This window comes from Streptomyces sp. NPDC052020 (assembly GCF_040680575.1).
In the GTDB taxonomy this organism is placed as follows: domain Bacteria; phylum Actinomycetota; class Actinomycetes; order Streptomycetales; family Streptomycetaceae; genus Streptomyces.
Genome location: NZ_JBFAWY010000001.1, coordinates 355,801 through 379,672, shown reverse-complemented (window position 1 = coordinate 379,672; position 23,872 = coordinate 355,801). Strand labels below are relative to the sequence as shown.

Sequence of the window (23,872 nt, the reverse complement as noted above, 5' to 3'; positions counted from 1 at the left end):
CCCGTTCCGTCCGCCAGGAACCGGAGACCGGGCGCGAGACGTTCCCCCCTCGCGCCCGGTACGGTCGGGCGGCCACCGCGTGTCGAGCCCAGGGAGCCCCATGACCACCGCCACCACCCGCCATGGCGAGCGGCGCATCAGCCCCGTCTTCGTCGGGATCCTGGCCGTCGCGGCGGTCACCGGCTGGGCCGCCTGGACCGGGTTCGCCGAGCAGCCGGGCCTGGCGGTGTTCCTGTTCGTGACGGCCGCGTGGATCGTCTCCCTGTGCCTGCACGAGTACGCGCACGCGCGCACCGCCCTGCACGGCGGGGACATCTCGGTCGGCGCGAAGGGCTACCTGACGCTGAACCCGCTGAAGTACACGCACGCGCTGCTGAGCATCGTGCTGCCGGTGATCTTCGTGATCATGGGCGGCATCGGCCTGCCGGGCGGTGCCGTGTTCATCGAGCGCGGGCGCGTTCCGGGCCGCTGGCGGCACAGCCTGATCTCCGCGGCGGGCCCGCTGACGAACGTGCTGTTCGCCGTGGTGTGCACCGCCCCGTTCTGGCTGGACGCGCTGGACGGCGTGCCGCACGACTTCCGGCTCGCGCTGGCCTTCCTGGCGCTGCTCCAGGTCACGGCGGCGGTCTTGAACTTCCTGCCGGTGCCCGGCCTGGACGGCTACGGGGTGATCGAGCCCTGGCTGTCGCACTCCGTGCGGCGGCAGCTGGAGCCGTTCGCGCCGTTCGGGCTGCTGCTGGTGTTCGCGCTGCTGTGGGTGCCGTCGCTGAACGGCGCGTTCTTCGACGCGATCGACACCGTGCTGCGCGCCCTCGGGATCAGCGACTTCGACTCGTACTGCGGCTTCGAGCTGTACCGCTTCTGGCAGACCGACGAGATCTGCTCGGCCGGCCGGTGACCGGCGGCCGGGCGGTCAGCCCGCGGCCGAGGTGGAGCGGCGGGTGTCCCGGCCGCGCTTGAGGTAGTACCAGCACATGTTGGACGACACGCCCATCAGCAGTACCCACACCACGCCCATCAGCACGCTGCCCCGCGCGAACGAGACGACGGCGGCGGCGAGGGCGAGCACGCAGACGACCAGGGCGTAGAGGGCGAGGCGGGGCATGGGGTCGGCTCCTGTCGGGGGACACGGTGGCACTGGTTTGCGTCCACCAGTGTCCCCCATCGCCTCATACGTCCGTGACGCGGAGCCCGGCGTGTGCCTTGTAGCGGCGGTTGACGGAGATCAGGTTGGCGACCAGCGACTCGACCTGGTGGGCGTTGCGCAGCCGCCCGGCGAAGATGCCGCGCATGCCCGGGACGCGCCCGGCGAGCGCCTGCACGATCTCCACGTCGGCCCGCGCCTCGCCCAGCACCATGACGTCGGTGTCGATCTCCTCGATCTCCGGGTCCTGGAGCAGCACGGCGGACAGGTGGTGGAAGGCGGCGGTGACCCGGCTGTCCGGCAGCAGGGCGGCGGCCTGCTCGGCGGCGCTGCCCTCCTGCGGCTTCAGGGCGTAGGCGCCCTTCTTGTCGAAGCCGAGCGGGTTGACGCAGTCGACGACCAGCTTGCCGGCGAGTTCCTCGCGCAGCGATCGAAGCGTCTCGCCGTGCCCCTCCCAGGGAACGGCGACGATCACGATGTCGCCGCGGCGGGCGGTCTCGGCGTTGTCGGCGCCCTCGACGCCGTGGCCGAGCTCGGCGGCGGCGGCCCGCGCGCGCTCGGCGGCCCGGGAGCCGATGATCACCTTCTGGCCGGCCTTGGCGAGCCGGTAGGCCAGGCCCTTGCCCTGCGGTCCGGTGCCGCCGAGCACGCCGACGACCAGTCCGGAGACGTCGGGCAGGTCCCAGGGGTCCTTGGCGGGGGCCTTCTGTCCGCCCTGTGCTGCGCTGTCGGTAGAGGTCATGGGCCGACTCTACGTGCGCCCCGCCGCGCCCACCGGATCAGGTGCCGGCGCCCGCCTCCCCGGCGCCCCCTGCCCCCGGCGGGCGCCGGGTCGCGTGCCCGGACCGGGCGAATCCGCGGCGAACCCCGGGCCGCGCGGAGCCGGCTGCGGCAGGATGCGCCCATGGACGCCGTACGGGTCGCGCTGCTGCGCGACGTACTCGCCGGGACCGAGTGGCTGGGGGCCACCCGCAGGTTCGCGGGGGCGCTGCGGGGGTCGGTCGTGTCGCACGGGGGCGGGCTGCTGCTGGTGGGCACGCCGGAGTACGAGCCGTGGCACCTGGCCGCCCACCTGGTGGACGAGGCGGCCTGGTCGGGGACGCCGGAGCTGGCCCCGACCCTGGTACGCCACGACACGCGTCCGGCGGACCCGCCGCATCTGGCGGTCGGGCTGGGGCGGCTGGCGGCGGCCCGGCGGGGCGAGACGCTGCTGGTGGTGGCACCGCGCGACCCGGACCCGCCCCTTCTCGAACGGGTGCACGATGCCCGGCGGGCCGGGGCGACGGTCCTGGCCCTCGGTGCCGGGGAGGGCGACCTGGCCGCCCTGGCCCACGAGGAGCTGGCCGTTCCGCAGGGCGCCGAGCTGGACCTGGACACCGTGCAGCACCTGGTCAGCGCCGCGGCGGGGGAGAACGCGCTGCCCGCTCCCCGGGGCCGGCGGCGGCTGCGGGACCGGCTCTCCCGGCTGGCGGACCAGCTGACGGCACCGCCGCCGGGGCACTGGTAGGGGCGGGCGGCGGCGGAAGCGGGCCGCCGCGGGCGCCGGGCCCCGGCGGGCGCCGTCCGGGGACGGCGCGTCCACCCGCCGCCTCACCCCTGGCGGGCCCGGCCCTCCGGCGGGAGGGTCAGTCGTCGTCCGAGCGGGCCGCGGGGGCGTCGTGCCAGCGGGGATCGTTCTCCCACTGGAGATTGCGCTCCCGCGCGGACTCCATCGCGTGCTCGGCCTCCGTGCGGGAGGCGTAGGGTCCGAAGCGGTCCTTGCCCGGGCACTCGGGCCCCTCCTCGACCTTCTTGTGCTCCAGGCAGTAGTACCACTCGCCCGGCTTTCCGGCCGTGCGCTTCTTGAACAGGGCCATGAGCGGCTCCTTTCGCCGGGGACATGGTCTCGTATGCCCGCTGGTTAGACTCGCTGACATGTCTGGCCAGTCGCTGCTCGTACCAGGGGAGCTGTCTCCCACCCGTTCCGTACCCGGAAACATCCGCCGCCCCGAGTACGTCGGCAAGCCGGCGCCCACGCCGTACACCGGCCCGGAGGTGCAGACGCCCGAGACGATCGAGGCGATGCGCGTGGCCGGGCGGATCGCGGCGCGGGCGATGGCGGAAGCCGCCAAGCACATCGCGCCCGGCGTGACCACGGACGAACTGGACCGGGTCGCGCACGAGTACATGTGCGACCACGGCGCCTACCCCTCCACGCTGGGCTACCGCGGCTTCCCCAAGTCGCTGTGCACCTCGGTCAACGAGGTGATCTGCCACGGCATCCCGGACTCCACGGTGCTGCGCGACGGCGACATCGTCAACCTCGACGTGACGGCGTACATCGGCGGCGTGCACGGCGACAACAACGCCACCTACCTGGTCGGGGACGTCGACGAGGAGAGCCGCCTGCTGGTCGAGCGCACCCGCGAGGCGCTCAACCGGGCGATCAAGGCGGTCAAGCCGGGCCGCCAGATCAACGTCATCGGCCGGGTCATCGAGTCGTACGCCAAGCGTTTCGGGTACGGGGTCGTGCGGGACTTCACCGGGCACGGGATCAACAGCTCGTTCCACTCGGGGCTGATCGTCCCGCACTACGACAGCCCGCACGCCACGACGGTCATCCGGCCCGGCATGACGTTCACGATCGAGCCGATGCTGACGCTCGGGACGCACGAGTACGACATGTGGGACGACGGCTGGACCGTCGTGACCAAGGACCGCAAGCGGACCGCCCAGTTCGAGCACACGCTGGTGGTGACGGAGACCGGGGCGGAGATCCTCACCCTGCCGTAGCGGCCCGCCCGGTCCGTCACCGCTCCAGCAGCGCCCGCCCGCCGATCTCCACCCAGCCGTCCGGCTGCGGCGCGGTCAGGAGTTCGGGCACGTCGAGCAGCCGGGCCGCACCGGCGCACGGGTGACCGGCGAAGGGCAGGCGCAGGGCGGGGGTGTAGATGCCGGTGACGCCGCGCTCGGGGTCGTCCACGCACACCGTCTCGCCGGACCCGAGCCGGGCGGCCAGCGCCTGGCGCTCCGCGCGCTCCGGAACCACCGATCCGTCGCGTACGACGCCGAGCTCGTTGCCGTATCCGCCGTGGGGCGCGCAGAAGACGCGCAGGACGTCGTAGTCGTTCACGGGGGGGGGAGCATTCAAGCACCGCGCGAGCGAGCTGGGTCCGCCGACGGCCGGGGGCCGCCAGGTCACGGTGTGGCCGCTGTACCCGGACCGGGCGACCGAACCCGCCTGCGCACCGGTAGGGTTCGCCTCCGGAAAGGGGAAGGTGAAGGGACCTGATGAGCAGGGATCGCGGCTCTCGACGGCTCCGCAGGCCTGTCCGGAGCGCACTGATAGCGGCCTCCGTGACCGCTTTGTCGTTGACGGCGAGCGGATGCGTGGTGGTGCACGGCGAGCGCGAGGTGCTCCCGGCGGCCTCCCGCGCCGAAGCGACCGAGGCGCTCCGGCAGTTCACGACCGCGTACAACAAGGCGGACGAGGCATACGACAGTTCACTGGACGCCGACCACACCACCGGTGCCCTCGCCGACATCGACGCCGCCCGGCTGAAGGCGGGCCATGCCAACAACCCCGGTGGCAACCCCTCGCACACACCGCTGAAGCTGACGGACGCGAAGTTCACGATCCCGAAGAAGGCGGGCTGGCCGCGCTGGTTCCTGGCCGACGCCCGCGGCAACAAGGGCGGTGACGCGCGCTGGCTGCTGGTGTTCACCCGTGACGGGCTGGAGCAGCCCTGGGAGGTGGCCTACCTGACGCTGACCGCCGCCGGTGACGTACCGGAGTTCAAGACGGACAAGGACGGGTGGGCCGAGGCCGTCCCCGCCGACTCCACCGACCTCGCCGTCCCCCCGGCCGATCTGAGCAAGGACTACACGACCTATCTGAAGGACGGCGGGGACACCTTCGCGGCCGGTGCCCACACCAGTCGGTGGCGGGAGCTGCGGAAGAAGCAGGCGATCCGGCCCGGCCTGGCGCGGCAGTACATCGACGAGCCGCTGACGCACGGCGACTACGCGCCGCTGGCGCTGCGCACCGCCGACGGCGGCGCGCTGGTGTTCTTCACCACGCGCCACTTCGAGAAGCAGACCGCCGCGCAGGGCGCGTCCGTGCCCCGGCCGAACAAGGACGTGCTGGCACTGACGACGGGCGAGATCAAGCAGTCCCTCACCCTGGAGTTCGTCTCCAACGAGGTCGCCCTCGATCCGCCGAAGGGCTCGGACGAGCCGCGGGTGACGGTCCTGGGGCGGATCCAGGGCCTGACGTCGGCGCAGGGCGGCTGAGGGCTGCCGTCCGGGCCGGGCCGCGGGCTAAGGTCTCCGGGCGCGCGGGAAGGGTCCGGGGACTCCGGGGGCTGTCGGCGGGCGGCTCCCGGGGCCGTGGCGGGGCGGGGGGCCGTGCCGCGGGGTCAGTGGCGCAGGGGCCAGGCCGTGCCCGCGTGGTCGGATTCCTCGGCGGCGTACCGGGCGCAGGCGTCGGTCAGCGCCTCCAGCAGCGTCAGCGGGTCCGGCAGCGGGTGCTCCGGGCCGCGGACCCAGCGCACCGCCTGGTGCTCTCCGGGCAGCCGGGCGGGCGGTACGAGGACGTAGGACCCGCGGCAGTGCCAGCGCAGGCCCGGATGCTCGTCCATCGTCTCCGGGTGGCAGTCCAGCTCGCACGGCCACCACTCGTCCTCGTCCTCGGGGGTGCCCCGGGTGAGGGTGAAGAACAGCATGCGGCCGTCGTCGCTCTCGGCGACCGGGCCGACCTCGACGTCCGCGCCGAGCAGCCGCTCCAGCGCCTCCCGGCCCGCCCGGAGCGGCACGTCGAGGACGTCGTGCACCATGCCGGTCGCGGTGATGAAGTTGGCCTGCGGCTGGTGCCGGGCCCAGCGCTCGATCTGCGCGCGGTCGGTCGTGGACTGCGTCTGCCAGGCGAAGGAGATCGGATGGCGGGCCGGGGTGGGACAGCCGACCCGGTCGCAGGAGCACCGGTAGCCGACCGGGTGCGCGGCGGGCGCGAGCGGCAGTCCCGCGCCGGCGGCGGCGAGCAGCAGGGCCTCCCGGCCGCCGTCACCGGCGGCCTCCTTCGGGCGGCGTCCGCGCAGCCACTGGGAGATTTTGCCCTGAAGGCCGCCTCGGCCGCCGAACTCCGCGCTCATCTATCCCCTCGCCTCGCCGTCGTGCGGAACAGCATGCCCTATGGTCCCACCATCCCGCGCGCTGGGGGGGCCGGGGCTCGGGGTACCCAACGGGGCGGGGACCTACGCCGCACGCGCGGCGCTCCCGCGGGCCGGCGACCGGCGCGCGTCCCGCCGGAAGGCGCGCTTCGGGGGAGCCCGACCGCAGGTCAGCGCGGTATCAGGCCGTTGAGGGCGTAGTCGACGAGCGTGTCGGTGTATTCGTACGAGATGGGGGCCGTGCGCTGGAGCCAGCGCTGGGCCAGCGGCGAGACGAAGAGCTCCAGGGCGATACGCGGATCGATGTCCGGGCGGACCTGGCCGGCCTCCTGCGCGGCGCGCAGCCGGTCGGTGTAGAGCCGGAGCGAGGGTTCCAGCAGCTTGGCGACGACGACGCGGCCCAGTTCCTCGTCGACCACGCCCTCGGCGGCCAGGGCGCGGAAGGGGGCGTCGTACTTCGGGTCCAGCAGTTCGTCGACGGTCGCGCGCAGCACGCCCTTGAGGTCGGCGGCGAGGTCGCCGGTGTCCGCGATGGCGTACGGGTCCCGGTCCCCGGCGCGTCCCGCCTCCTCGGTCGCGCCGGCCCCCCGGTCGCCCAGGTCGAGGAACGCCTCCAGCAGGACGTCCGCCTTCGACGACCACCAGCGGTAGATCGTCTGCTTGCCGACGCCGGCGCGCGCGGCGATGCCCTCGATGGTGGTCTTCGGGTAGCCGAGCTCCACGACGAGGGCGAGGGCGGCCTCGTAGATGGCGCGGCGGGCCTTCTCGCTGCGGCGCGAGGTGTCGGGGCGGCGGGGGGCGGCGGGGCGGGGCGGGGGCTTCTGGTCGGCCATGGGGCGAATCTATCAGGTTGACAAGACGGTCCGTCTCGTCAGACAGTGGAGTGGTATTCGAGACGGAACGTCTCGTGTCGTCCATGCGCCGGATGGCGGCCCGGCCGGGTGCCGGCCGTGGAGGCCGGCCGGAAGGAGTGGTGTCATGAGCCGAGGCGGAGCCGGGAACATGCTGGGCGTCGGCGGTACCCGTCGGCATCTCGGCCGCGAGGCCCTGCGCGGCGGCGGCCGGGGCCGTCCCGTCGGCGGCGGCCTCGACCCCCAGGCCCAGAAGCGGGAACTCCTGCGCAGGTTGCAGGAGAAACAGGAGAAACGGGAGGGAGCCGGGAAGGCGGAGGGACCCGAGGAGTCGCAGCGGCAGGAGCGGCAGGAAGGGGCCGACGGGGCGGAGGAGCCGAAGGGGGAGACGGAGGCGAGGCCCTAGCGGTGGTCCGCCGGGGGCCAGGGGTCGCCCCATTCCGCGTCGCGGGCCGCCTTGTAGAGGTCGCCGTGGCGCTTGGTGACCGTGGCCCGGCGCAGCGCCGGTTCCGTCTCGCAGAGGTCGAGCAGGACCTGGCCCTTGCGGATCTGCGGCCTGCGGACCACGCGGGACGGGGCCGGCGCGACCGGGAAGCGGGCCGCGGCGACGTAGCTGAACTTCTCGTCCTCGTAGGCGAGCGAGCCGCCCTTGACCTGGCGGTGCAGTGAGGAGCGGCTGACCCGGGCCGAGAAGTGGCACCAGTCCGTGCCGGGCGCGATGGGGCAGGAGTCGCTGTGCGGGCAGGGGGCGGCGACGTGGAAGCCCGCGGAGACCAGGCGGTCGCGGGCCTCGATGACCCGGGCGTAGCCGTCGGGGGTGCCCGGCTCGACGATCACGACGGCCTGCGCGGCGGACGCGGCGGCGTCGACGAGGGCGGCGCGGTCGGGCGCGGTCAGCTCGTTGAGGACGTAGGAGACGGTGACGAGATCAGTGCTCTCCAGAGTGAGCGCCGCTCCGATCCGGGTGCGCTGCCAGGTGACGTCCGCGAGGGCCGGGTTGGCGGCGGCGATCTCCCGGCCGAGGGCGAGCGCCGGCTCGGCCCAGTCGAGCACGGTCACCGGGCGGACGCCGTCCCAGACGGCGCCGGCCGCCCAGGTCGCCGCGCCGGTCCCGCCGCCGACGTCGACATGGCTGCCGGGCGCCCACGCGGGCGCGCTCCGCGCGAACGCCGCCAGCGCCGACCGCACCGCCTCGAAGGTGGCAGGCATGCGGTAGGCGGCGTAGGCGACGACGTCCGCGCGGTCCCGCAGGATCGGCGCGTCGGTGGGGGTGGCGCCCCGGTAGCTGGCGATCAGCCGTTCCACGGCCTGCGCGGCCTGCCGCGCCGGAAGCCCGTCGAGCAGCCCGGCGAGGGCGGCGCGCAGGGTTTCGGCTGGGGATACGGGGGCGGTCACCCGGTGATTCTACGGGGTACGGGCGGGTGTGAGCGGTGCTCTCGCTTCCGGACGGCTCCCCCTCAGCACCGGCCTCGCTCCTCCCCCGGGCCACGCTCACGTCCCTGGTGCCTCCCGCACCGGACTCACGTGCCCGGCGCCTGCCCCGTCTCCCCCGCACCGGACTCACGTGCCCGGCGCCTCCCGCACCTCCCCCCGCGCAAGCCCCGGGCCCCGGCGCCCGCCTCACCTCCCCCGCACCGCCCGCGCCACCCGGGTCCCCGCCGCCGCCCGGGGGCCGTTGTCCGCCTGCCTCCGGCGGGGATGCACCGTGTTCGCCAGCAGGACGAGGAACGTGTCCGTCGCCCGGTCCAGGACCAGCATCGTCCCCGTGAACCCGGTGTGCCCGGCCGCTCCCCGCCCCGCCAGTTCCCCCATGAACCAGGGCTGGTCGAGGGCGAAGCCCAGCCCCGGCGGGGCCAGCAGCAGGTCCACGAAGCCGGGTCCGAGGATGCGGGCGGGCCCGTACGCGCCGCCCGCGAGCAGGGCCCGGCAGAACACGGCCAGGTCCCGGCCGGTGGAGAACAGCCCCGCGTGGCCCGCCACGCCGCCCAGCGCCCACGCGTTCTCGTCGTGGACGACCCCGCGCAGCATCCCCCGGTCCGCCTTGGCCCACGGCCGCCGCTGGTCCTCGGTGGCCGCCGCGCCCGGGCACGGCCCGAAGCGCGTCGCCGTCATGCCCAGGGGGCGGGTGATCCCGTCGCGGACGAGGGCGTCGAGGGAGCGGCCGGTGACGCGTTCCAGGACGTGCTGGAGGAGCAGCATGTTCAGGTCCGAGTAGCGGTACGTGCCGGGCGCCTCCGCCGGCGGCTCCGCCCGCAGCCGGGCCAGCCGCTCCCCCTCGCCGGCGCAGGCGTACAGCGGGAGCTCGGGCCGCAGCCCGGAGGTGTGCGTCAGCAGCTGCCGTACGGTGACGCCGTGCCGGGCGGCGGCGTGGAACTCGGGCAGGTAGGCGCCGACCCGGGCGTCGATGCCGAGCGTGCCCCGCTCGATCTGCTGCACGGCGGCGACGGACGTGAACAGCTTGGTGAGCGAGGCCAGGTCGAAGGGCGTGCCGACGGTCATCGGGACCCGGGCGGCGGCCGGCAGCTCCACGCCCGCGTCGGTCTGCGGGTCGTACGCGGCGTACCGCACGGCCCAGCCCGCGGCCTCCTCCACGGCCAGCACCGGGCCGCGCCCGGCGACCACGACGGCGCCCGCGGCCCAGGGGCGTTCCCCGGTGGTGAGGGCGTGGACCTCCCCGACGAGGTGGCGCAGCTGCCCGGGGTCGAGTCCGGCCCGCTCCGGTGTGTCGCTGCGCAGTCTCGGCGCGCTCAGCTGTCCTCCCCGTTCCTCTCCGCGTCCCTGTCCGGCGCGTACTGCCCGCCCCGCGCGGTGGTCCGCTCCTTCCAGGGACGGCACATTCCCAGGAAGCAGGCCAGTGCCACCAGGGCCGCGGCCAGTTGGACGACCGCCATCGGCAGGGCGGTGTCCTCCCCCGCGATGCCGACGAGCGGGGAGGCGACCGCGCCGATGAGGAAGGAGGAGGTGCCCAGCAGGGCGGAGGCGGAGCCGGCCGCGTGCCTGACCCGCATCAGGGCGAGGGTCTGGGTGTTGGGCAGGGTGACGCCCATGGCGGACATCAGCACGAACAGCGCGGCGGCGACCGGTGCGAGGCCGACGTCGCCGAAGACGCCCAGGGACATCAGCAGCAGCGCGGTGGCGGCGGCGATGACGACCGCGAGGCCGATGCCGAGCACCCGGTCCAGTCCGGCCCGGCCGATCAGCACCTTGCCGTTGATCTGCCCGACGACGACCAGGCCGACGGAGTTGAGGCCGAACAGCAGGCTGAACGTCTGCGGGGAGGCGCCGTGGATCTCCTGGATCACGAACGGCGAGGCGGAGATGTAGGCGAACAGGGAGGCGAAGGCGAAGCCGCCGGCGAGCATGTACCCGGTGAAGGCGCGGTCGGCGAGGAGGGTCCGCAGGGAGCCGAGGGTGTCGCGGACGCCGCCGCCGTGCCGTTCGCCGGGCGGCAGCGTCTCGGGGAGCTTCGTCCAGACGACCCCGGCCAGCACGGCCCCGACCACGGTGAGGACGGCGAACACGCCCCGCCAGTCCGTCACCCGCAGGATCTGCCCGCCGATGAGCGGCGCGACCACCGGGGCCACGCCCGAGATCAGCATGAGGGTGGAGAAGAAGCGGGCCATGGCCACGCCGTCGTACAGGTCGCGGACGACGGCCCGCGCGATGACGATCCCGGCGGCGCCCGCCAGGCCCTGCGCGAGCCGGAAGGCGACGAGGAGTTCGACGGTGGGCGCCAGGGCGCACAGCACGGTGGCGACGACGTAGACGGCGAGGCCGGCGAGGAGCGGGCGGCGGCGCCCCCACCGGTCGCTCATCGGGCCGACCACCATCTGTCCGAGGGCCATGCCGGCCAGGCAGGCGGTGAGGGTGAGCTGGACGGTCGCGGCGGGCGCGCGCAGGGACTCGGTGACCTCCGGCAGCGCGGGCAGGTACATGTCCATCGCCAGCGGCGGTGTGGCGGTGAGGCCGCCGAGGATCAGCGTGACCAGCAGGCTGGTGCGGCGGGTGCCGCGCAGCGCGTCGGCGGCCGGTGCCGTCGCCGGTCCGGCCGCCGGCGCGGTCTCCTGCCGCGGGGTCCGCTGTGCCGCCTTTGGTGAGGTTATGTGTGGGGTTTCCGGTGACGTGCTCGGTATGGATGCCCTGCGTTCGGGCATGTGCCCCTCCCTTTTCGACAGATCCGGCACCTATGCTCTCAGCTCGTGCGAACGGCCCGCAGGACCGCTTGTGGGAATGTGTACGAACGTGAGCGAGGGTGGGGCAGGGTGACGGAACGTAAGGTGCGCTGGGGGATTCTGGCGACCGGAGGGATCGCGGCGGCGTTCACGGCGGATCTCGTCGACCTGCCGGACGCGGAGGTCGTGGCGGTGGCCTCGCGGACGGAGGAGTCGGCACGGGCGTTCGCCGAGCGGTTCGGGGTGCCGCGCGCGTACGGCGGCTGGGAAGGGCTGGCGGCGGACGAGGACATCGACGTCGTGTACGTGGCCACCCCGCACGCGGCGCACCGGGCGGCGGCCGGCCTGTGCCTGGAGGCGGGCCGGAACGTGCTGTGCGAGAAGCCGTTCACGCTGAACGCGCGCGAGGCCGGGGAACTGGTGGCGCTGGCGCGGGCGCGGGGCCGCTTCCTGATGGAGGCGATGTGGATGTACTGCAATCCGCTGGTCCGCCGGCTGAAGGAGCTGGTGGACGACGGTGCGATCGGTGAGGTGCGCACCGTGCAGGCGGACTTCGGGCTGGCCGGTCCCTTCCCGCCCTCGCACCGGCTGCGGGATCCGGCGCAGGGCGGGGGCGCGCTGCTCGACCTCGGCGTGTACCCGGTGTCGTTCGCGCAGCTGCTGCTCGGGGAGCCGTCGGACGTGACGGCGCGAGCGGTGCTCTCGCCGGAGGGCGTCGATCTCCAGACGGGTGCGCTGCTCTCGTGGGAGAGCGGTGCTCTCGCCTCGGTGCACTGCTCCCTCATCGGGGGTACGGGGACCTCGGCCTCGGTCACCGGCTCACTGGGCCGCGTCGACATCCCGGCCGGCTTCTTCGACCCGGACCGGTTCGTGCTGCACCGGGACGGCCGCGAACCGGAGGAGTTCACGGCCGATCCGGCCGGCGGCCCCCGGGCCGGTTACCGGCACGAGGCCCGGGAGGTGATGCGGGCGCTGCGCGCCGGCGAGACCGAGTCCCCGCTCGTCCCGCTCGACGGCACGCTCGCCGTGATGCGGACGCTCGACGCGATCCGCGAGCGCGTCGGCGTCCGCTACCCGGCCGAGGCGGCCGGCGCCGACGGCGCCGGCGGGGCCGGTGGGACCGGCGAGAGGGAGGCTGCCGTCGTCACGCCGGCCTGAGGCCCTGGTCGCCCACCTCCGTCACGAAGGAGGCGGCGGTGGTGAGCGGCGCGCCCTGCGCGGTCACGTGGGACACCGTCTTGTAGTCGGCCCGCGCCAGCTCCCGGCCGAGGGACACCGTCACATAGCCGCGCAGTCCGTTGAAGAACCTCATGTGCGGGTTGGCGGTCATGAGGGTGTCCCAGTTGGACGGCTTCGCCGAACCGTCGCGGCCGCTGGTGACGGACGTGGTGACGATCTCCGTGCCGATGGTCTTGGAGCCGGGGTCGGAGAAGTCGCGCTTGATGTCGAAGGCGTAGTGCACGTGCACGTCGCCGGTGAGGACCATCAGGTTCTCGACACCGGCGGCCTGCGCGCCGGCCAGCACCCGTTCGCGGGAGGCCGGGTAGCCGTCCCAGGAGTCCATGGAGACCTTGGACGGCAGGGTGGTGGAGTTGTAGCGCCGGGAGAAGGTGACCTGCTGGGGCACCACGTTCCACACGGCGTCCGACCGGTGCCAGCCGTCGATCAGCCAGCGCTCCTGGGCGGCGCCGGTCAGGGTGCGGCTCGGGTCCTCCGACTCGGGGCCGGAGTACTGCCAGCCGTCGCCGTAGGCCTGGTTGGAGCGGTACTGGCGGGTGTCGAGCACGTCGAACTGCGCCAGCCGGCCCCAGTGCAGGCGGCGGTAGAGCTTCAGGTCGGGGCCCTCGGGCAGCTGGGGGCGGCGCAGCGGCATGTTCTCCCAGTAGGCCCGGTAGGCGGCGGCCCGGCGCAGCAGGAACTCCTCCGGCGGGACGCTGTTCTCGGGTGTGTCGTCCGCGTAGTTGTTCTCGGTCTCGTGGTCGTCCCAGGTGACGACGAAGGGGTGCGCGGCGTGCGCGGCCCGCAGGTCGGGGTCCGACTTGTACAGGGCGTACCGCAGGCGGTAGTCCTCCAGCGTCACCGTCTCGCGGTTGAACACCGCGGGCAGCGTGCCGGCGGGGTAGGCGCGGGAGCCGGCGGCGGAGTTGACGGCGTACTCGTAGAGGTAGTCGCCGAGGTGGAAGACGACGTCCACGTCCTCCTCGGCCAGGTGCCTGTAGGCCGTGTAGTAGCCCTCGTCGTACTTCTGGCAGGAGACCAGGCCGAAGTCGAGGCCGGCGGCCCGGCTGCCGCGGGCGGGGGCGGTGCGGGTGCGGCCGGCCGGACTCACCCAGCTTCCTGCGCGGAAGCGGTAGTAGTACACGTGGGCGGGCGCGAGGTGGCCGACCTCGACGTGCACGGTGTGGTCGAACTCCGGGTGGGCGGTGGCCCGGCCGCGTCTGACGACCCGGCGGAACCGTTCGTCCAGGGCCAGTTCCCAGGTGACGGTAACGCGCTGGGCGGGCAGTCCGCCGTCGGGCTGGTACGGGGCGGGGGCCAGGCGCGTCCACAGCAGGACCGAGTCGGGCAGCGGGTCGCCTGAGGCGACGCCGAGGGTGAACGGGTCGTCGGCGATCCGGGCGGCGTCGAGCTCGGCGGCGCTCGCGGCGCCGGCGGCCGGCAGGTTCACCGCGAAGGCGAGCGCGGCGGCGGCGCCGGTGGTGGTCAGGAAGCGGCGGCGGCCGAAGTGCCGTGCGGCGGCGCGCAGTTCCAAAGTGTGCTGTGACGCACGGTCTGCGGGTGTCATCCGGTCCTCCCCTGGCGAACCTCATGAATAGGTGCAAGAGGCATTGGATTCGCCGGAGACGACGCCGGATTGGCACGTACACAACATCCGCATGGCGGGCTGATGAGTTCCGGATGGCGGACCTTCCCGTACGCTGCGGGCGCATGAATGCCATGCAAACGAACCGCCCGGACACCGGCTCCCGGATCGCCGTGGTGACCGGCGCGGGGTCCGGTATCGGCCGCGCGGTCGCCGTCGAACTGCTGCGCGCGGGCTGGTCACTGGCCCTGGCCGGCCGCCGCGCCGAGACCCTGGAGGAGACGGCCGCCCTCGTGCCGGGCGGCACCGCCCTCACCGTCCGCGCCGACGTGTCACGGCCCGAGGACGTGACGGCCCTGTTCGACGCCGTGCGCGACCGCTTCGGGCGGCTGGACCTGCTGTTCAACAACGCGGGGACGTTCGGGCCGGGCGGCGTGCCGGTCGAGGAGCTGTCGTACGACGCGTGGCGGCACGTGGTGGACACCAACCTCAACGGGGCGTTCCTGTGCGCGCAGGCGGCGTACCGGCGGATGAAGGAGCAGGACCCGCGGGGCGGGCGGATCATCAACAACGGCTCGGTCTCGGCGCACACGCCCCGCCCCCACTCGGTGGCGTACACGGCGACCAAGCACGCGCTGACGGGCCTGACCAAGTCGCTGTCGCTGGACGGCCGGCGGCACGGCATCGCGGTGGGCCAGATCGACATCGGCAACGCGGCGACCGACATGACGGCACGGATGCAGACGGGCGCCCTCCAGGCCAACGGCGAGACCGCCCCGGAGCCGGTGATGGACGTCGCCGACGTGGCGCGCACGGTGCGGCACATGGCGGAACTGCCGCTGGAGGCGAACGTGCAGTTCGCGACGGTACTGGCGACGGCGATGCCGTACATCGGACGGGGCTGAGGCGGCGCCGGCCGGCCCTCGGGACGGCCGATTCCGCAACCGCACAAGCGGAGTTAGTACGTCCGCCCTATTGCGGCCGGTGGCGGACGTGTGCTCAACTTTCCTGCACCAGAGCTTCACACTTGAAGCACTGGTCTTCCGCAAGCCATACCGAGGGGGGAAGACGGCAGCCGTTCCACGGCACCGGCTGGGGGTGGACCCGCGACACCGCGGGTGCGCACCGGTGCGTGGAACGGCTGCCGAACATCGGGGGGCTTCGGGGGCGCGCGCCGGCGAGTGACCGGGGGGTACCGGGGGGGGTACCGCGCCGCCAGCCGCGCCCCTGTCCGCGTCCGGTCCGCGCGCCCTACCCGTGCCCGGTCCGCGCGCCCGGCCCGCGCCGCGTCCGGCGCTCAGCCGTGGTCACCGCCCCAGGACGCGCTCCACCTCGGCCATCTGGCCCCCGGTGAGCGGCCCCTTCTCCAGCGCTCCGGCGTTCTCCTCCGCCTGCGCCACCGAGCGGAACCCGGGGATGGGCACGGTGTGCGGGCTGCGCGCCCACAGCCAGGCCAGGGCCCCCTGGGCCGGCGTACGGCCGTCGCTGGTGAGGATGTCCCTGAGCGCCTCGACGCGGGCGAGCCACGCCGGGTCGGCACCCGAGCCGTCGCGGAATCCCCGCAGCCAGACGGGCGGCCGGCTGCGGATGTCCCCGGCCTCCAGCCGGTCACGGACCTTGCGCTGTCCGCTCAGCAGCCCCATCGCGAGCGGACTGCGGGCGATGGAGGCGAGGCCCGCCCGCTCGCACAGGGCGAACATCTCCGGGGCGTCCTGGAGCACGTTGGCCATGTGCTGGACGGCCGCGCAGTGCTCCCCTCGGGCGAACACCGCCGCCCGCTCCGGGTCGTCGGTGCTCCAGGCGTAGGCGCGCACCAGCCCCTCCCGGACGAACTCCTCGCACGTCTCGCGCAGTTCGGCGGCGCGGTCCGGGTCCGCGTCGGCGATGTGCAGCTGGTAGAGGTCGATGTGGTCGGTGCCGAGGCGGCGCAGGGAGGCGGTCAGCGCCCGGCGGGCGTGCTCCGGGGAGTCGTCGCTGCCGGTGAGGGTGCGCGCGTCGGCGTCGAAGAGGTTGCCCCACTTGGTGGCGACGACGGCATCGTCCCTGCGCTTGCCGAGGGCGCGGCCGAGGATCTGTTCGCTGTGCCCGGTGCCGTAGACATCCGCCGTGTCGAAGAAGGTGACGCCCAGGTCGAGAGCGCGCCGGATCGCCCGTACGGACTCCTCGTCGTCCACCTTCCCCCAGCCCAGCGGCTGCCCGTCGGTGGCCTGCCACTCCCCTCCGATCGCCCAGCAGCCGAAGCCGAGGGCGCTCACCTCGATACCGCTGCGTCCCAGTGTGCGTGTGGTCTCCATGGCCGGGACGCTAGGCGTTGGAGTGCACGCCAAGGCAAGGCCCCCGGGCGGCCGGTCTCCGTGCCTCAGGCCTGCCCGGTCTCGAAACGGGAGATCCTGCCGTCCTCGTCGACGGTGAAGCTCCACCGGGTGCGCATCTCCCCCCAGGTGTCGTTGCGGTAGTGGGCGAGCAGGGCCCGGCCGCCGTCGGACTCCCGGTCGACCTCCAGATGGCCGTTGGAGGAGAAGATCTCCCGGTCGATCCAGTCGTCGAGGTCCCGGTCCAGGCCGTCGTCGGCCATCGTGGCGCCGGGCGCGAGCAGGGCCAGGAACGCCTCGCGGTCATGGGCGTTGACGGCGGCGACGAAGGCGCGGACGGCCGGATCGCTGAGGCGGGTGGTCTGAATCGTCATGCCGGTCAGCGTCACACCGGCCACCGGGCCCCGCCACCCGAACGGCACCCAGGGCGAGCCCGCCGGGCACCGGCGGTGCGACGGTGGAGGGGCGAGGGGACCGCCGTCCGCCGAGGGAGCCGACGTGAACTGTTACGACCGACGTGATCTGGGACTGCTGCTGCTCCGTCTGGGCACCGGCGGGGTGCTGGCCGCCCACGGCGCGCAGAAGCTGTTCGGCTGGTTCGGGGGCGGCGGCATCGAGGGGACCGGCCGGGCCATGGAGTCGATGGGCTACGCGCCGGGCCGGGCGAGCGCCATGGCCGCGGGCCTGGCGGAGGCGGGCGGCGGCGCGCTGCTCGCCCTGGGCCTGGCCACCCCGGCCGCCGGTGCGGCGGCGGCCGGGGCCATGGCGGGCGCCGCCGCGGTGCACGCCCCGAACGGGTTCTTCGCCCAGTCCGGCGGCTACGAGTACGCGGTGTCGCTCGGCCTGACCGCCGCCGGCCTCGCCGTCACCGGGCCGGGCCGCCTCTCCCTGGACCACGCGCTCGGCCACGCGGTCAACCGCGGCTGGATGGTCCCGGCGGCGTTCGCGGCGGTGGCCGCGGGCACGGCCGTGGTGATCGGGACGCGGAACCGCCGGCTGCGGCGGGCGGCGGAAGGGCGGCAGGAACCCCTGTTCGAGGAATGACGGACCGCCTCACCGCGAGGGCCCCGCGTGGCAGGCTGCCCCGCATGAGCGATCCGACCCCTTCCCTCCCCCGCGTTGTTTCCGCCTCTCCGGCCGCGGCCGGCCTCTGGGACGCCGTCGACGACCTGTGGCGGTGGCTGGAGACGAACCGGACGGCCGACGGCGAACAGGAACTCCTGCTGCGCGTGCTGAAGCTGTCGGAGGAGGTCGGCGAGGTCGCCCAGGCCGTGATCGGCGCGACCGGCCAGAACCCGCGCAAGGGCGCCACCCACACCTGGGACGACGTCCGGTCCGAACTGTGCGACGTCGTGATCACGGCGCTGGTGGCCCTGCGGACGCTCACCCCCGAGGCCCGCGAGGTCTTCACCCGCCATCTGGACCGGGTCAGGGAACGCTCCCTCGGCGGCTGAGCGGGCCGCGGCGGCCCGGGGCCGCGACCGGGACAGCGCTGGCCGGGGCGGCGATGCGCCGCCCCGGCCTTGCCGTTCACGCGCGCGACCGGAGTCATCCGGGGATGACGCCGGGGAGAAATCCGCCGGTCGCGAGGCCGGGCCCACACCCGGCGCGCGGAGCGGACCGGCCCCTGGGGTCGATGTGTCCGCGCGGTTCGTCGTGTTCCCGTACCGTAGCGGATGATCGATCATTACTCAAAGCCTCGAAGACGATCCGGAGTCGCGATGCCATCCACCCCCGCCACCCCCGCCGCCACCCCCGCTCCCGCCGGGCCGCCGGGCGGGGCCGCGCCGGTCCCGGCCCGTCCGGCCCGGGACCACGGTCCGCTGGGCCGCTCCCCCCTGGACCGCGCGCCCCTGCACGAGCAGGTCCGCCGCTTCCTCCTGGACGGCCTGGTCGCCGGCCGCTGGGAGCCCGGAGACCGGATCGTGGAACGCAGGATCTCCCTGGAACTCGGCATCAGCCAGGCGCCGGTGCGCGAGGCCCTGCGCGAACTGGAGACGATGGAACTGGTCAGCTCCGCGCCCAACCGGGGCGTCCGGGTCCGGGACCTGTCCCTCGACCGGCTCCGGGACGTCTACCTCGTACGGGCCGCGCTGGAGCGCCGCGCCGCCGAACTCGCGGCCGCGCGCCTGGACGGCGAGGTGGGCGCGCTGGAGCGGCATCTGACCGCCATGACCCGGGCCGCCGAACAGGCCGACCTGGACGGGCAGATCGCCCACGCGGTCGCCTTCCACCGGACCGTCGTGCGGGCCAGCGGCAACCCGGTCCTCATCCGGCACTGGGAGTGGCTGGGCGTGGAGGCGTGGACCCGCCTGTCCCTGCGCTGGCTGCGCACGGAGCTGCACGAGAACGCCGAGGACCACCAGGCGATCGTCGACGGCCTGCGCCGCCGGGACCCGTACATCGGGCGCCTGATGGAGCTGCACGTCATGGAGTACGCCGCGCAGCCCACGGCGCCCAAGCCGCGGACGGCCCACGACGCCGGGGCCGCGGGGCCCGCCGGAGCCGCGGGACCCACCGGCCGTGAGGCCCAACCGTGAGGGCAAATGATCGATCATTGAAAACTACTCACCAGTAAGCATTGACCCCCTCCACACCGGGCCCTAACTTCTGCAATGAGAAATCAGTCTTCCGTCACTCGGAATTAGCGAGGGGCTCGTCGACCGAAGTCGGCCGTTCCACCCACAGGACCGGCCGCCAGGGGCGCGGCGCCGTGACCACGGCCGCCCCTGATGCCACCCAAGTCGAGGAGGGACGAACCCCATGTCCCCGAAGCACCAGCTGGACCAGTTGCCGGAGCCGGATCCGCAGGAAGTGGACGAGTGGCTGGCCTCCGTGGACGGCGCGCTGCGCGCCGTGGGCCCGGAACGCACCGGGCGGTTGCTGCGCCGGGTGATCGACCACGCCCGGCGGTCGGGCGCACCGCTGCCGGACCTGGCGACCACCCCGTACGTGAACACCATCCCGACCGCCGCCGAGCCGCCCTACCCGGGCGACGAGGCGATGGAGGCGCGGATCACCGCGTGGAACCGCTGGAACGCGGCCGCCATGGTCACCCGCGGCAACGAACGCGGCGGCCTGGGCGGCCACATGGCCACCTACGCCTCCGCGGCCTGGCTGTACGAGGTGGGCTTCCAGCACTTCTTCAAGGGCAAGGACGCCGAGGACGCGCCCGGGTCGGGCGACCAGCTCTACGTGCAGGGCCACGCCTCCCCCGGCGTCTACGCCCGCGCGTTCCTGGAGGGACGGCTCTGCGAGGCCGAGCTGGACCGCTTCCGGATGGAGGCCGGAGGCGGCGGCCTGCCCTCGTACCCGCACCCGCGCCGCCTGCCCTGGCTGTGGGAGTTCCCCACCGTCTCCATGGGCCTCGGCCCGCTCTCCGCGATCTACCAGGCCCGGTTCAACCGCTACCTGGCCCACCGCGGCGTCAAGGACACCTCCGGCTCCCATGTGTGGGCGTTCCTCGGCGACGGCGAGATGGACGAGCCCGAGTCGACCGCCGCCCTCGCCCTCGCCGCCCGCGAGGAGCTGGACAACCTGACCTTCGTCGTCAACTGCAACCTCCAGCGCCTGGACGGCCCGGTCCGCGGCAACTTCAAGATCATGCAGGAGCTGGAGGCGCAGTTCCGCGCCGCCGGCTGGAACGTGGTCAAGGTGCCCTGGGGGGAGGAGTGGGACGGGCTGCTCGCCGCGGACACCGAGGGCCGGCTGCTCGCCGCGCTGGACGCGCTGCCGGACGGGCAGTTGCAGACGTTCGCCGCGCGCGACGGCGCCTACATCCGCGAGCGCCTGTTCGCCGGGCCGCTGGCGGCGTCGGCCGCGCCGTACTCCGACGGCGACCTGGCGCGGATCGTGGGCACGTCGCGCGGCGGCCACGAACCGCGCAAGGTCTACGCCGCGTACCAGGCGGCGCTCGCCCACAAGGGCGCCCCGACGGTGATCCTGGCCCAGACGGTCAAGGGCTGGACCCTGGGCCCGGGCTTCGAGTCCCGTAACGCCAACCACCAGATGAAGAAGCTCTCCGGCAAGGAGTTCCGCGCCATGCGGGACCTGCTGGAACTGCCCATCCCGGACTCCCGCCTGGGCGAGGGCCTGGTCCCCTACGCCCACCCCGGCCCCGACTCCGACGAGATCGCCTACCTGCGCGAACGCCGCCGGGCACTGGGCGGCCCGACGCCCGAACGACGGGTCCGGCACCGCCCGCTGCCCCCGCCGGCGGACAAGCCGTTCACCGCGCTCACCAAGGGCTCCGGTACCCAGGAGATCGCGACGACGATGGCCTTCGTCCGTCTGGTCAAGGATCTGATGCGGGACAAGGAGACGGGGCCCCGCTGGGTCCCGGTCGTCCCGGACGAGGCCCGCACCTTCGGAATGGAGTCGCTGTTCCCCTCCGCGGGGATCTACTCGCCCAGGGGCCAGACCTACGAACCGGTCGACCGCGACCAGCTCCTCTACTACAAGGAGAGCACCAGCGGCCAGATCCTCAACGAGGGCATCACCGAGGCCGGTTCACTGGCCTCCTTCACGGCCGCCGCCACCTCGTACGCCACGCACGGCGAGCCGATGATCCCGTTCTACATCTTCTACTCGATGTTCGGCTGGCAGCGCACCGGCGACCAGTTCTGGGCGCTGGCCGACCAGCTCGGCCGGGGCTTCGTGGTCGGCGCGACCGCGGGCCGCACCACGATGACCGGCGAGGGCCTCCAGCACGCCGACGGCCACTCCCACCTCATCGCCTCCACCAACCCGGCCTGCCTGCCCTACGACCCCGCCTTCGCCTACGAGGTGGCGGTGATCGTGAAGGACGGTCTGCGCCGGATGTACGGGGAGGCCGCCGAGGACGTCTTCTACTACCTGACCGTCTACAACGAGCCCAAGGCGCAGCCCGTGATGCCCGCCGCCGAGGGGATCGAGGACGCCATCCTGCGCGGCCTGTACCGCTACCGCGAGTCGGGGCCGGCCGCCCCAAAGGCGCCCCGCGCCCAGCTGCTGGCCTCCGGTACGGCGATCCACTGGATCCTCCGGGCCCAGGAGCTGCTGGCCGAGGACTGGCAGGTGGCCGCCGACGTCTGGTCGGCTCCGTCCTGGACCCTGCTGCGCCGCGAGGCCATGGAGGCGGAGCGCGCCGGCCGCGTCCCGTACGTGACGGAGGCCCTCGGCGGTGTCCCCGGACCGGTCGTGGCGGTCTCCGACTGGATGCGCGCCGTCCCCGACCAGATCGCCCCCTGGGTTCCGGGGCGGTGGACCTCGCTCGGCACCGACGGCTTCGGCCTGTCCGACAGCCGCGCCCACGCCCGGCGGCACTTCGGCGTGGACCCCGAGTCGATCGTCGTCCACACCCTGCGCACACTCGCGGCCGAGGGCACCGTCGACCCCGCCCTGCCGGCCCGCGCCGCGGCCCGCTACGGCCTGGCCCCGTCCGGCGAAACGGCCGCCGGGGGCGCCGGGTCCACCGGGGGCGCCGAGGCGGCAGGGGACACCGGCACGGCGGACACCGGCCTCTACGCCGGCCCGCTGGTGCGCAGGCTCGCCCGCGAGGACGGCGTGGACCTGTCCGCCGTACGGGGCAGCGGCATCGGGGGCCGCATCCGCAAACAGGACGTCCTCACCGCGCGGCGGGGCCGATAACAAACCGGTCCGCCCCCGGCCACCCTCCGTCCAGGGGGCCGGGGGCCCGCCGTCTCCCGCGAAGCACCACAGCGCTATGACTGGCGCAAACGTGCGGGGAGGGCACTTCCGTGGCTACGTAAGGAGATGGCCCCGCCCGGGAGCGGCCCGGACGGAGGCTTCGTCGTCCTCGTAGTTCAGACGGTCTGCTCAATGTGCTCGAAAATATCCGAGTCCGTCTCCTGCTGCCAGGCCGGAAGGTCGGCCCAGTCGGCGACATATCCGGGCTTCGGGTCCTCGAAGTACTTGAACATCTGGGCGACCCAGCAGATCGCCACGAAGCGACCCTTCTGCTCGCGGGAGAGCCGTGTGGCGTGCCCTTCGCTGACCTTGATGAAGTCGCGAACCTGTCCGTACACGGCTGCGGCAGCCTCGCGCTCCCACTCAGGCGTCTCGTCCCACGGCGTGACGTAGCCGGGCTTTGGTTCACCGGGGTAGTACTTGGTCACACCGGCGATCCACGCCTCACGGAAGATCCGACCGTCGCTCATGCACGTGTCCCTCTCGTCATGCGGTGCGCTGAAGCGCCGCAATTCGTTGATCCAGATTCGAGACTCGGCCATCGGACATGAGCGGGGCAAGACGCCCTCGGAGTCCGTCCAGCTTCTTGGCGATGAATCCGGAGTTCGACTGGTCGGCCAGGCTGATGACTGTCTCCGCGTAGTGCACGACTTGGTCGACGTCGCGCCGGTGGACCCCGAGGACGGCAAGGTCGCTCAGTACGGCGGCGCGGCGACGCAGCGACAAGGGCTGCGCGAGGGCTGCGGTAAGGGCGTCTTCCGCCAGGTCGGGGCGTCCGAGCTGGAGGTAGCAGGCTCCTCGTTCTTCGGCGAGGCGGGAGCCGTCGAAGCGGAGCCAGCCGCCGTTGTGGGAGTGGCCGTCAAGGGAGAGAACCTTCTCGGCGTCGTCGAGGGCCCGGGTGCAGCCGTCGATGTCACCCATAGCCGCGTACGCCTGGGCCTGGACCGCTGCGACCCAATAGCGGGTGGACAGTGCGCTGTCCCCACGCCGGGCAATCCCAGAGGCCGCCGCCAGCAACGGCTGGGCGGCGAACGCGCGGCGGGCGTACAGCTCGACGTAGGCGTGGCGGGTCATGGCGCAGGCCCAGAGGTCGTGGTCTCCACCGGCATGGGCCGCTTGGGCGGCCAGCGTGTAGCACTGGGCGGCGTCGGTGTACCGGTTGGCGTCGAAGAAGAGTTCGCCGACGAGTGGTAGATATCAGCCGTCATCGTGCACAGCCGGGTCCGGTCCGTCGCGGTGCGCGCCTCGGCCAGGCCCGTCGTCAGGGCATCGAGCTGCTTGCGGACAGCCGGGAGGACGGTCTGCTTGGAGTCCGAGAGGGTGTAGACCTGCCACAGACTGCGATGCAGATCCTCCCCCGTCTCCACGAGAGCTGTCGCCGCGTGTCCTCGGGATGCCTCGTCCGAACCGGGCAGGGTGACCAGCGCGCCAGTGACGGCGAGCAGGCCCAGGACATCGCGGCGCTTCATATCGTCATCATCACCGTGAAGAAGGAGGGGGGTAGCAGAGGGCACTGCAGGTTCGGCCGGCTGTTCTTCGGCAAGAAGCCCTTCCAGCTCGGAGAGGGTGACTCCCAGCAGGCTTGCAATTCTGGGCCGCTGGTGCGGCTGTGGTGTGGCACGGCCGCCCTCCCAACGGATCACGGTGGACGTGGCCACCGCAAGTGCTTCGGCGAATTCCTCCTGAGAGTAGCCCCGTAAGGCTCGCCGGTCGGCAAAACGCCTACGCCGTGAGGCCATTGGTCACCCCTCACAA

The 23,872-nt window shown here is 73.5% G+C and carries 25 protein-coding genes and 1 pseudogene; 11 read left to right on the top strand and 15 right to left on the bottom strand.

Features of this window, described 5'->3' with window-relative positions; genetic code table 11:
- The first annotated feature begins 100 nt into the window (after positions 1–100).
- Positions 101–898 (top strand): site-2 protease family protein, encoded by a 798-nt coding sequence (locus AB0L74_RS01705; protein WP_365644349.1) that lies wholly within the window; start codon positions 101–103, stop codon positions 896–898.
- Positions 899–913: 15 nt separating this feature from the next.
- On the opposite strand, the gene AB0L74_RS01700 is transcribed toward AB0L74_RS01705, so the two are convergent.
- Positions 914–1,165: a hypothetical protein gene (locus AB0L74_RS01700; RefSeq protein ID WP_365644346.1), complete on the bottom strand. Its 252-nt coding sequence runs from the start codon at positions 1,163–1,165 to the stop codon at positions 914–916.
- Between the two features lie 4 nt (positions 1,166–1,169).
- On the bottom strand, positions 1,170–1,886 hold the full coding sequence (gene npdG / locus AB0L74_RS01695) for an NADPH-dependent F420 reductase (RefSeq protein ID WP_365644343.1): 717 nt from the start codon (positions 1,884–1,886) through the stop codon (positions 1,170–1,172).
- 162 nt (positions 1,887–2,048) lie between these two features.
- Here npdG and AB0L74_RS01690 point away from each other — a divergent pair, with 162 nt between their 5' ends.
- Complete coding sequence (locus AB0L74_RS01690) at positions 2,049–2,651, top strand: hypothetical protein (protein WP_365644341.1); 603 nt, start codon at positions 2,049–2,051, stop codon at positions 2,649–2,651.
- 118 nt (positions 2,652–2,769) lie between these two features.
- Here AB0L74_RS01690 and AB0L74_RS01685 read toward each other — a convergent pair whose 3' ends face one another.
- Complete coding sequence (locus tag AB0L74_RS01685) at positions 2,770–3,000, bottom strand: hypothetical protein (RefSeq protein ID WP_365644338.1); 231 nt, start codon at positions 2,998–3,000, stop codon at positions 2,770–2,772.
- Positions 3,001–3,058: 58 nt separating this feature from the next.
- Here AB0L74_RS01685 and map point away from each other — a divergent pair, with 58 nt between their 5' ends.
- Positions 3,059–3,916, top strand: coding sequence for a type I methionyl aminopeptidase (map, locus tag AB0L74_RS01680; protein WP_365644335.1), 858 nt, complete (start codon positions 3,059–3,061; stop codon positions 3,914–3,916).
- Positions 3,917–3,989: 73 nt separating this feature from the next.
- Here the strand turns inward: map and AB0L74_RS01675 are convergent.
- Positions 3,990–4,256 (bottom strand): annotated as a pseudogene (locus AB0L74_RS01675) (PhzF family phenazine biosynthesis protein); the annotation flags it as partial.
- A 158-nt stretch (positions 4,257–4,414) separates the two neighbouring features.
- Here AB0L74_RS01675 and AB0L74_RS01670 point away from each other — a divergent pair.
- Positions 4,415–5,416 (top strand): hypothetical protein, encoded by a 1,002-nt coding sequence (locus tag AB0L74_RS01670; RefSeq protein ID WP_365644332.1) that lies wholly within the window; start codon positions 4,415–4,417, stop codon positions 5,414–5,416.
- A gap of 125 nt (positions 5,417–5,541) precedes the next feature.
- On the opposite strand, the gene AB0L74_RS01665 is transcribed toward AB0L74_RS01670, so the two are convergent.
- The gene (locus AB0L74_RS01665) at positions 5,542–6,273 is read right to left on the bottom strand and encodes a bifunctional DNA primase/polymerase (protein WP_365644329.1); all 732 of its coding nucleotides are present in this window, start codon (positions 6,271–6,273) and stop codon (positions 5,542–5,544) included.
- Between the two features lie 188 nt (positions 6,274–6,461).
- The gene (locus tag AB0L74_RS01660) at positions 6,462–7,124 is read right to left on the bottom strand and encodes a TetR/AcrR family transcriptional regulator (RefSeq protein ID WP_365644326.1); all 663 of its coding nucleotides are present in this window, start codon (positions 7,122–7,124) and stop codon (positions 6,462–6,464) included.
- 145 nt (positions 7,125–7,269) lie between these two features.
- Between AB0L74_RS01660 and AB0L74_RS01655 the strand changes: the two genes are divergently transcribed.
- Positions 7,270–7,548: a DUF6243 family protein gene (locus AB0L74_RS01655; protein WP_365644323.1), complete on the top strand. Its 279-nt coding sequence runs from the start codon at positions 7,270–7,272 to the stop codon at positions 7,546–7,548.
- Here AB0L74_RS01655 and AB0L74_RS01650 read toward each other — a convergent pair.
- From AB0L74_RS01650 to AB0L74_RS01640, 3 genes are all read right to left on the bottom strand, one after another.
- Positions 7,545–8,537 (bottom strand): small ribosomal subunit Rsm22 family protein, encoded by a 993-nt coding sequence (locus AB0L74_RS01650; RefSeq protein WP_365644320.1) that lies wholly within the window; start codon positions 8,535–8,537, stop codon positions 7,545–7,547. The genes AB0L74_RS01655 and AB0L74_RS01650 overlap by 4 nt on opposite strands.
- A gap of 225 nt (positions 8,538–8,762) precedes the next feature.
- Positions 8,763–9,878 carry a serine hydrolase domain-containing protein gene (locus tag AB0L74_RS01645; protein ID WP_365644503.1) on the bottom strand — a complete coding sequence of 372 codons (1,116 nt, stop codon included), beginning with the start codon at positions 9,876–9,878 and terminating at the stop codon, positions 8,763–8,765.
- An 11-nt stretch (positions 9,879–9,889) separates the two neighbouring features.
- Positions 9,890–11,296, bottom strand: coding sequence for a multidrug effflux MFS transporter (locus AB0L74_RS01640; RefSeq protein WP_365644317.1), 1,407 nt, complete (start codon positions 11,294–11,296; stop codon positions 9,890–9,892).
- A gap of 108 nt (positions 11,297–11,404) precedes the next feature.
- Between AB0L74_RS01640 and AB0L74_RS01635 the strand changes: the two genes are divergently transcribed.
- Entirely contained in the window at positions 11,405–12,472 is a 1,068-nt protein-coding gene (locus AB0L74_RS01635) for a Gfo/Idh/MocA family oxidoreductase (protein WP_365644314.1), read from the top strand.
- On the opposite strand, the gene AB0L74_RS01630 is transcribed toward AB0L74_RS01635, so the two are convergent.
- Positions 12,459–14,099 carry an alkaline phosphatase D family protein gene (locus tag AB0L74_RS01630; RefSeq protein ID WP_365644311.1) on the bottom strand — a complete coding sequence of 547 codons (1,641 nt, stop codon included), beginning with the start codon at positions 14,097–14,099 and terminating at the stop codon, positions 12,459–12,461. The two genes, AB0L74_RS01635 and AB0L74_RS01630, sit on opposite strands and share 14 nt — an antisense overlap.
- 143 nt (positions 14,100–14,242) lie before the next feature.
- Here AB0L74_RS01630 and AB0L74_RS01625 point away from each other — a divergent pair, with 143 nt between their 5' ends.
- Positions 14,243–15,022 carry an SDR family oxidoreductase gene (locus AB0L74_RS01625; RefSeq protein ID WP_365644308.1) on the top strand — a complete coding sequence of 260 codons (780 nt, stop codon included), beginning with the start codon at positions 14,243–14,245 and terminating at the stop codon, positions 15,020–15,022.
- Positions 15,023–15,424: 402 nt separating this feature from the next.
- Here the strand turns inward: AB0L74_RS01625 and AB0L74_RS01620 are convergent, their stop codons facing one another.
- Together AB0L74_RS01620 and AB0L74_RS01615 are read right to left on the bottom strand one after the other, a co-directional pair.
- The gene (locus tag AB0L74_RS01620) at positions 15,425–16,411 is read right to left on the bottom strand and encodes an aldo/keto reductase (RefSeq protein WP_365644305.1); all 987 of its coding nucleotides are present in this window, start codon (positions 16,409–16,411) and stop codon (positions 15,425–15,427) included.
- A 65-nt stretch (positions 16,412–16,476) separates the two neighbouring features.
- Positions 16,477–16,803: a nuclear transport factor 2 family protein gene (locus tag AB0L74_RS01615; RefSeq protein WP_365644302.1), complete on the bottom strand. Its 327-nt coding sequence runs from the start codon at positions 16,801–16,803 to the stop codon at positions 16,477–16,479.
- A gap of 124 nt (positions 16,804–16,927) precedes the next feature.
- Here AB0L74_RS01615 and AB0L74_RS01610 point away from each other — a divergent pair, with 124 nt between their 5' ends.
- The 4 genes from AB0L74_RS01610 to aceE all read left to right on the top strand — a co-directional run bounded on the left by AB0L74_RS01610 (position 16,928) and on the right by aceE (position 22,057).
- Positions 16,928–17,473 carry a DoxX family membrane protein gene (locus AB0L74_RS01610; RefSeq protein WP_365644299.1) on the top strand — a complete coding sequence of 182 codons (546 nt, stop codon included), beginning with the start codon at positions 16,928–16,930 and terminating at the stop codon, positions 17,471–17,473.
- Between the two features lie 44 nt (positions 17,474–17,517).
- Positions 17,518–17,883: a MazG-like family protein gene (locus AB0L74_RS01605; protein WP_365644296.1), complete on the top strand. Its 366-nt coding sequence runs from the start codon at positions 17,518–17,520 to the stop codon at positions 17,881–17,883.
- Positions 17,884–18,150: 267 nt separating this feature from the next.
- A complete protein-coding gene (locus AB0L74_RS01600) occupies positions 18,151–18,969 on the top strand; it encodes a GntR family transcriptional regulator (RefSeq protein WP_365644293.1) in 819 nt (272 codons plus the stop codon).
- A 223-nt stretch (positions 18,970–19,192) separates the two neighbouring features.
- Positions 19,193–22,057, top strand: coding sequence for a pyruvate dehydrogenase (acetyl-transferring), homodimeric type (aceE, locus tag AB0L74_RS01595; protein WP_365644290.1), 2,865 nt, complete (start codon positions 19,193–19,195; stop codon positions 22,055–22,057).
- 176 nt (positions 22,058–22,233) lie between these two features.
- On the opposite strand, the gene AB0L74_RS01590 is transcribed toward aceE, so the two are convergent.
- The 3 genes from AB0L74_RS01590 to AB0L74_RS01580 are packed head-to-tail and all read right to left on the bottom strand — an operon-like array spanning position 22,234 to position 23,856.
- Complete coding sequence (locus AB0L74_RS01590) at positions 22,234–22,587, bottom strand: hypothetical protein (RefSeq protein ID WP_365644287.1); 354 nt, start codon at positions 22,585–22,587, stop codon at positions 22,234–22,236.
- A 16-nt stretch (positions 22,588–22,603) separates the two neighbouring features.
- Entirely contained in the window at positions 22,604–23,191 is a 588-nt protein-coding gene (locus tag AB0L74_RS01585) for a hypothetical protein (protein ID WP_365644284.1), read from the bottom strand.
- Positions 23,188–23,856 (bottom strand): helix-turn-helix transcriptional regulator, encoded by a 669-nt coding sequence (locus tag AB0L74_RS01580; protein WP_365644281.1) that lies wholly within the window; start codon positions 23,854–23,856, stop codon positions 23,188–23,190. Before AB0L74_RS01580 ends, AB0L74_RS01585 begins: the two co-directional genes overlap by 4 nt.
- Positions 23,857–23,872 lie beyond the last annotated feature (16 nt).

Excerpts from the sequence above, each read along its gene's own strand:
- AB0L74_RS01705 (WP_365644349.1), top strand. The coding sequence starts at position 101 with ATGACCACCGCCACCACCCGCCATGGCGAGCGGCGCATCAGCCCCGTC.
- AB0L74_RS01700 (WP_365644346.1), bottom strand. The coding sequence starts at position 1,165 with ATGGGGGACACTGGTGGACGCAAACCAGTGCCACCGTGTCCCCCGACA.
- npdG (WP_365644343.1), bottom strand. The coding sequence starts at position 1,886 with ATGACCTCTACCGACAGCGCAGCACAGGGCGGACAGAAGGCCCCCGCC.
- AB0L74_RS01690 (WP_365644341.1), top strand. The coding sequence starts at position 2,049 with ATGGACGCCGTACGGGTCGCGCTGCTGCGCGACGTACTCGCCGGGACC.
- AB0L74_RS01685 (WP_365644338.1), bottom strand. The coding sequence starts at position 3,000 with ATGGCCCTGTTCAAGAAGCGCACGGCCGGAAAGCCGGGCGAGTGGTAC.
- map (WP_365644335.1), top strand. The coding sequence starts at position 3,059 with ATGTCTGGCCAGTCGCTGCTCGTACCAGGGGAGCTGTCTCCCACCCGT.
- AB0L74_RS01670 (WP_365644332.1), top strand. The coding sequence starts at position 4,415 with ATGAGCAGGGATCGCGGCTCTCGACGGCTCCGCAGGCCTGTCCGGAGC.
- AB0L74_RS01665 (WP_365644329.1), bottom strand. The coding sequence starts at position 6,273 with ATGAGCGCGGAGTTCGGCGGCCGAGGCGGCCTTCAGGGCAAAATCTCC.
- AB0L74_RS01660 (WP_365644326.1), bottom strand. The coding sequence starts at position 7,124 with ATGGCCGACCAGAAGCCCCCGCCCCGCCCCGCCGCCCCCCGCCGCCCC.
- AB0L74_RS01655 (WP_365644323.1), top strand. The coding sequence starts at position 7,270 with ATGAGCCGAGGCGGAGCCGGGAACATGCTGGGCGTCGGCGGTACCCGT.
- AB0L74_RS01640 (WP_365644317.1), bottom strand. The coding sequence starts at position 11,296 with ATGCCCGAACGCAGGGCATCCATACCGAGCACGTCACCGGAAACCCCA.
- AB0L74_RS01630 (WP_365644311.1), bottom strand. The coding sequence starts at position 14,099 with ATGACACCCGCAGACCGTGCGTCACAGCACACTTTGGAACTGCGCGCC.
- AB0L74_RS01625 (WP_365644308.1), top strand. The coding sequence starts at position 14,243 with ATGAATGCCATGCAAACGAACCGCCCGGACACCGGCTCCCGGATCGCC.
- AB0L74_RS01620 (WP_365644305.1), bottom strand. The coding sequence starts at position 16,411 with ATGGAGACCACACGCACACTGGGACGCAGCGGTATCGAGGTGAGCGCC.
- AB0L74_RS01615 (WP_365644302.1), bottom strand. The coding sequence starts at position 16,803 with ATGACGATTCAGACCACCCGCCTCAGCGATCCGGCCGTCCGCGCCTTC.
- AB0L74_RS01605 (WP_365644296.1), top strand. The coding sequence starts at position 17,518 with ATGAGCGATCCGACCCCTTCCCTCCCCCGCGTTGTTTCCGCCTCTCCG.
- AB0L74_RS01600 (WP_365644293.1), top strand. The coding sequence starts at position 18,151 with ATGCCATCCACCCCCGCCACCCCCGCCGCCACCCCCGCTCCCGCCGGG.
- aceE (WP_365644290.1), top strand. The coding sequence starts at position 19,193 with ATGTCCCCGAAGCACCAGCTGGACCAGTTGCCGGAGCCGGATCCGCAG.
- AB0L74_RS01590 (WP_365644287.1), bottom strand. The coding sequence starts at position 22,587 with ATGAGCGACGGTCGGATCTTCCGTGAGGCGTGGATCGCCGGTGTGACC.
- AB0L74_RS01585 (WP_365644284.1), bottom strand. The coding sequence starts at position 23,191 with ATGACCCGCCACGCCTACGTCGAGCTGTACGCCCGCCGCGCGTTCGCC.
- AB0L74_RS01580 (WP_365644281.1), bottom strand. The coding sequence starts at position 23,856 with ATGGCCTCACGGCGTAGGCGTTTTGCCGACCGGCGAGCCTTACGGGGC.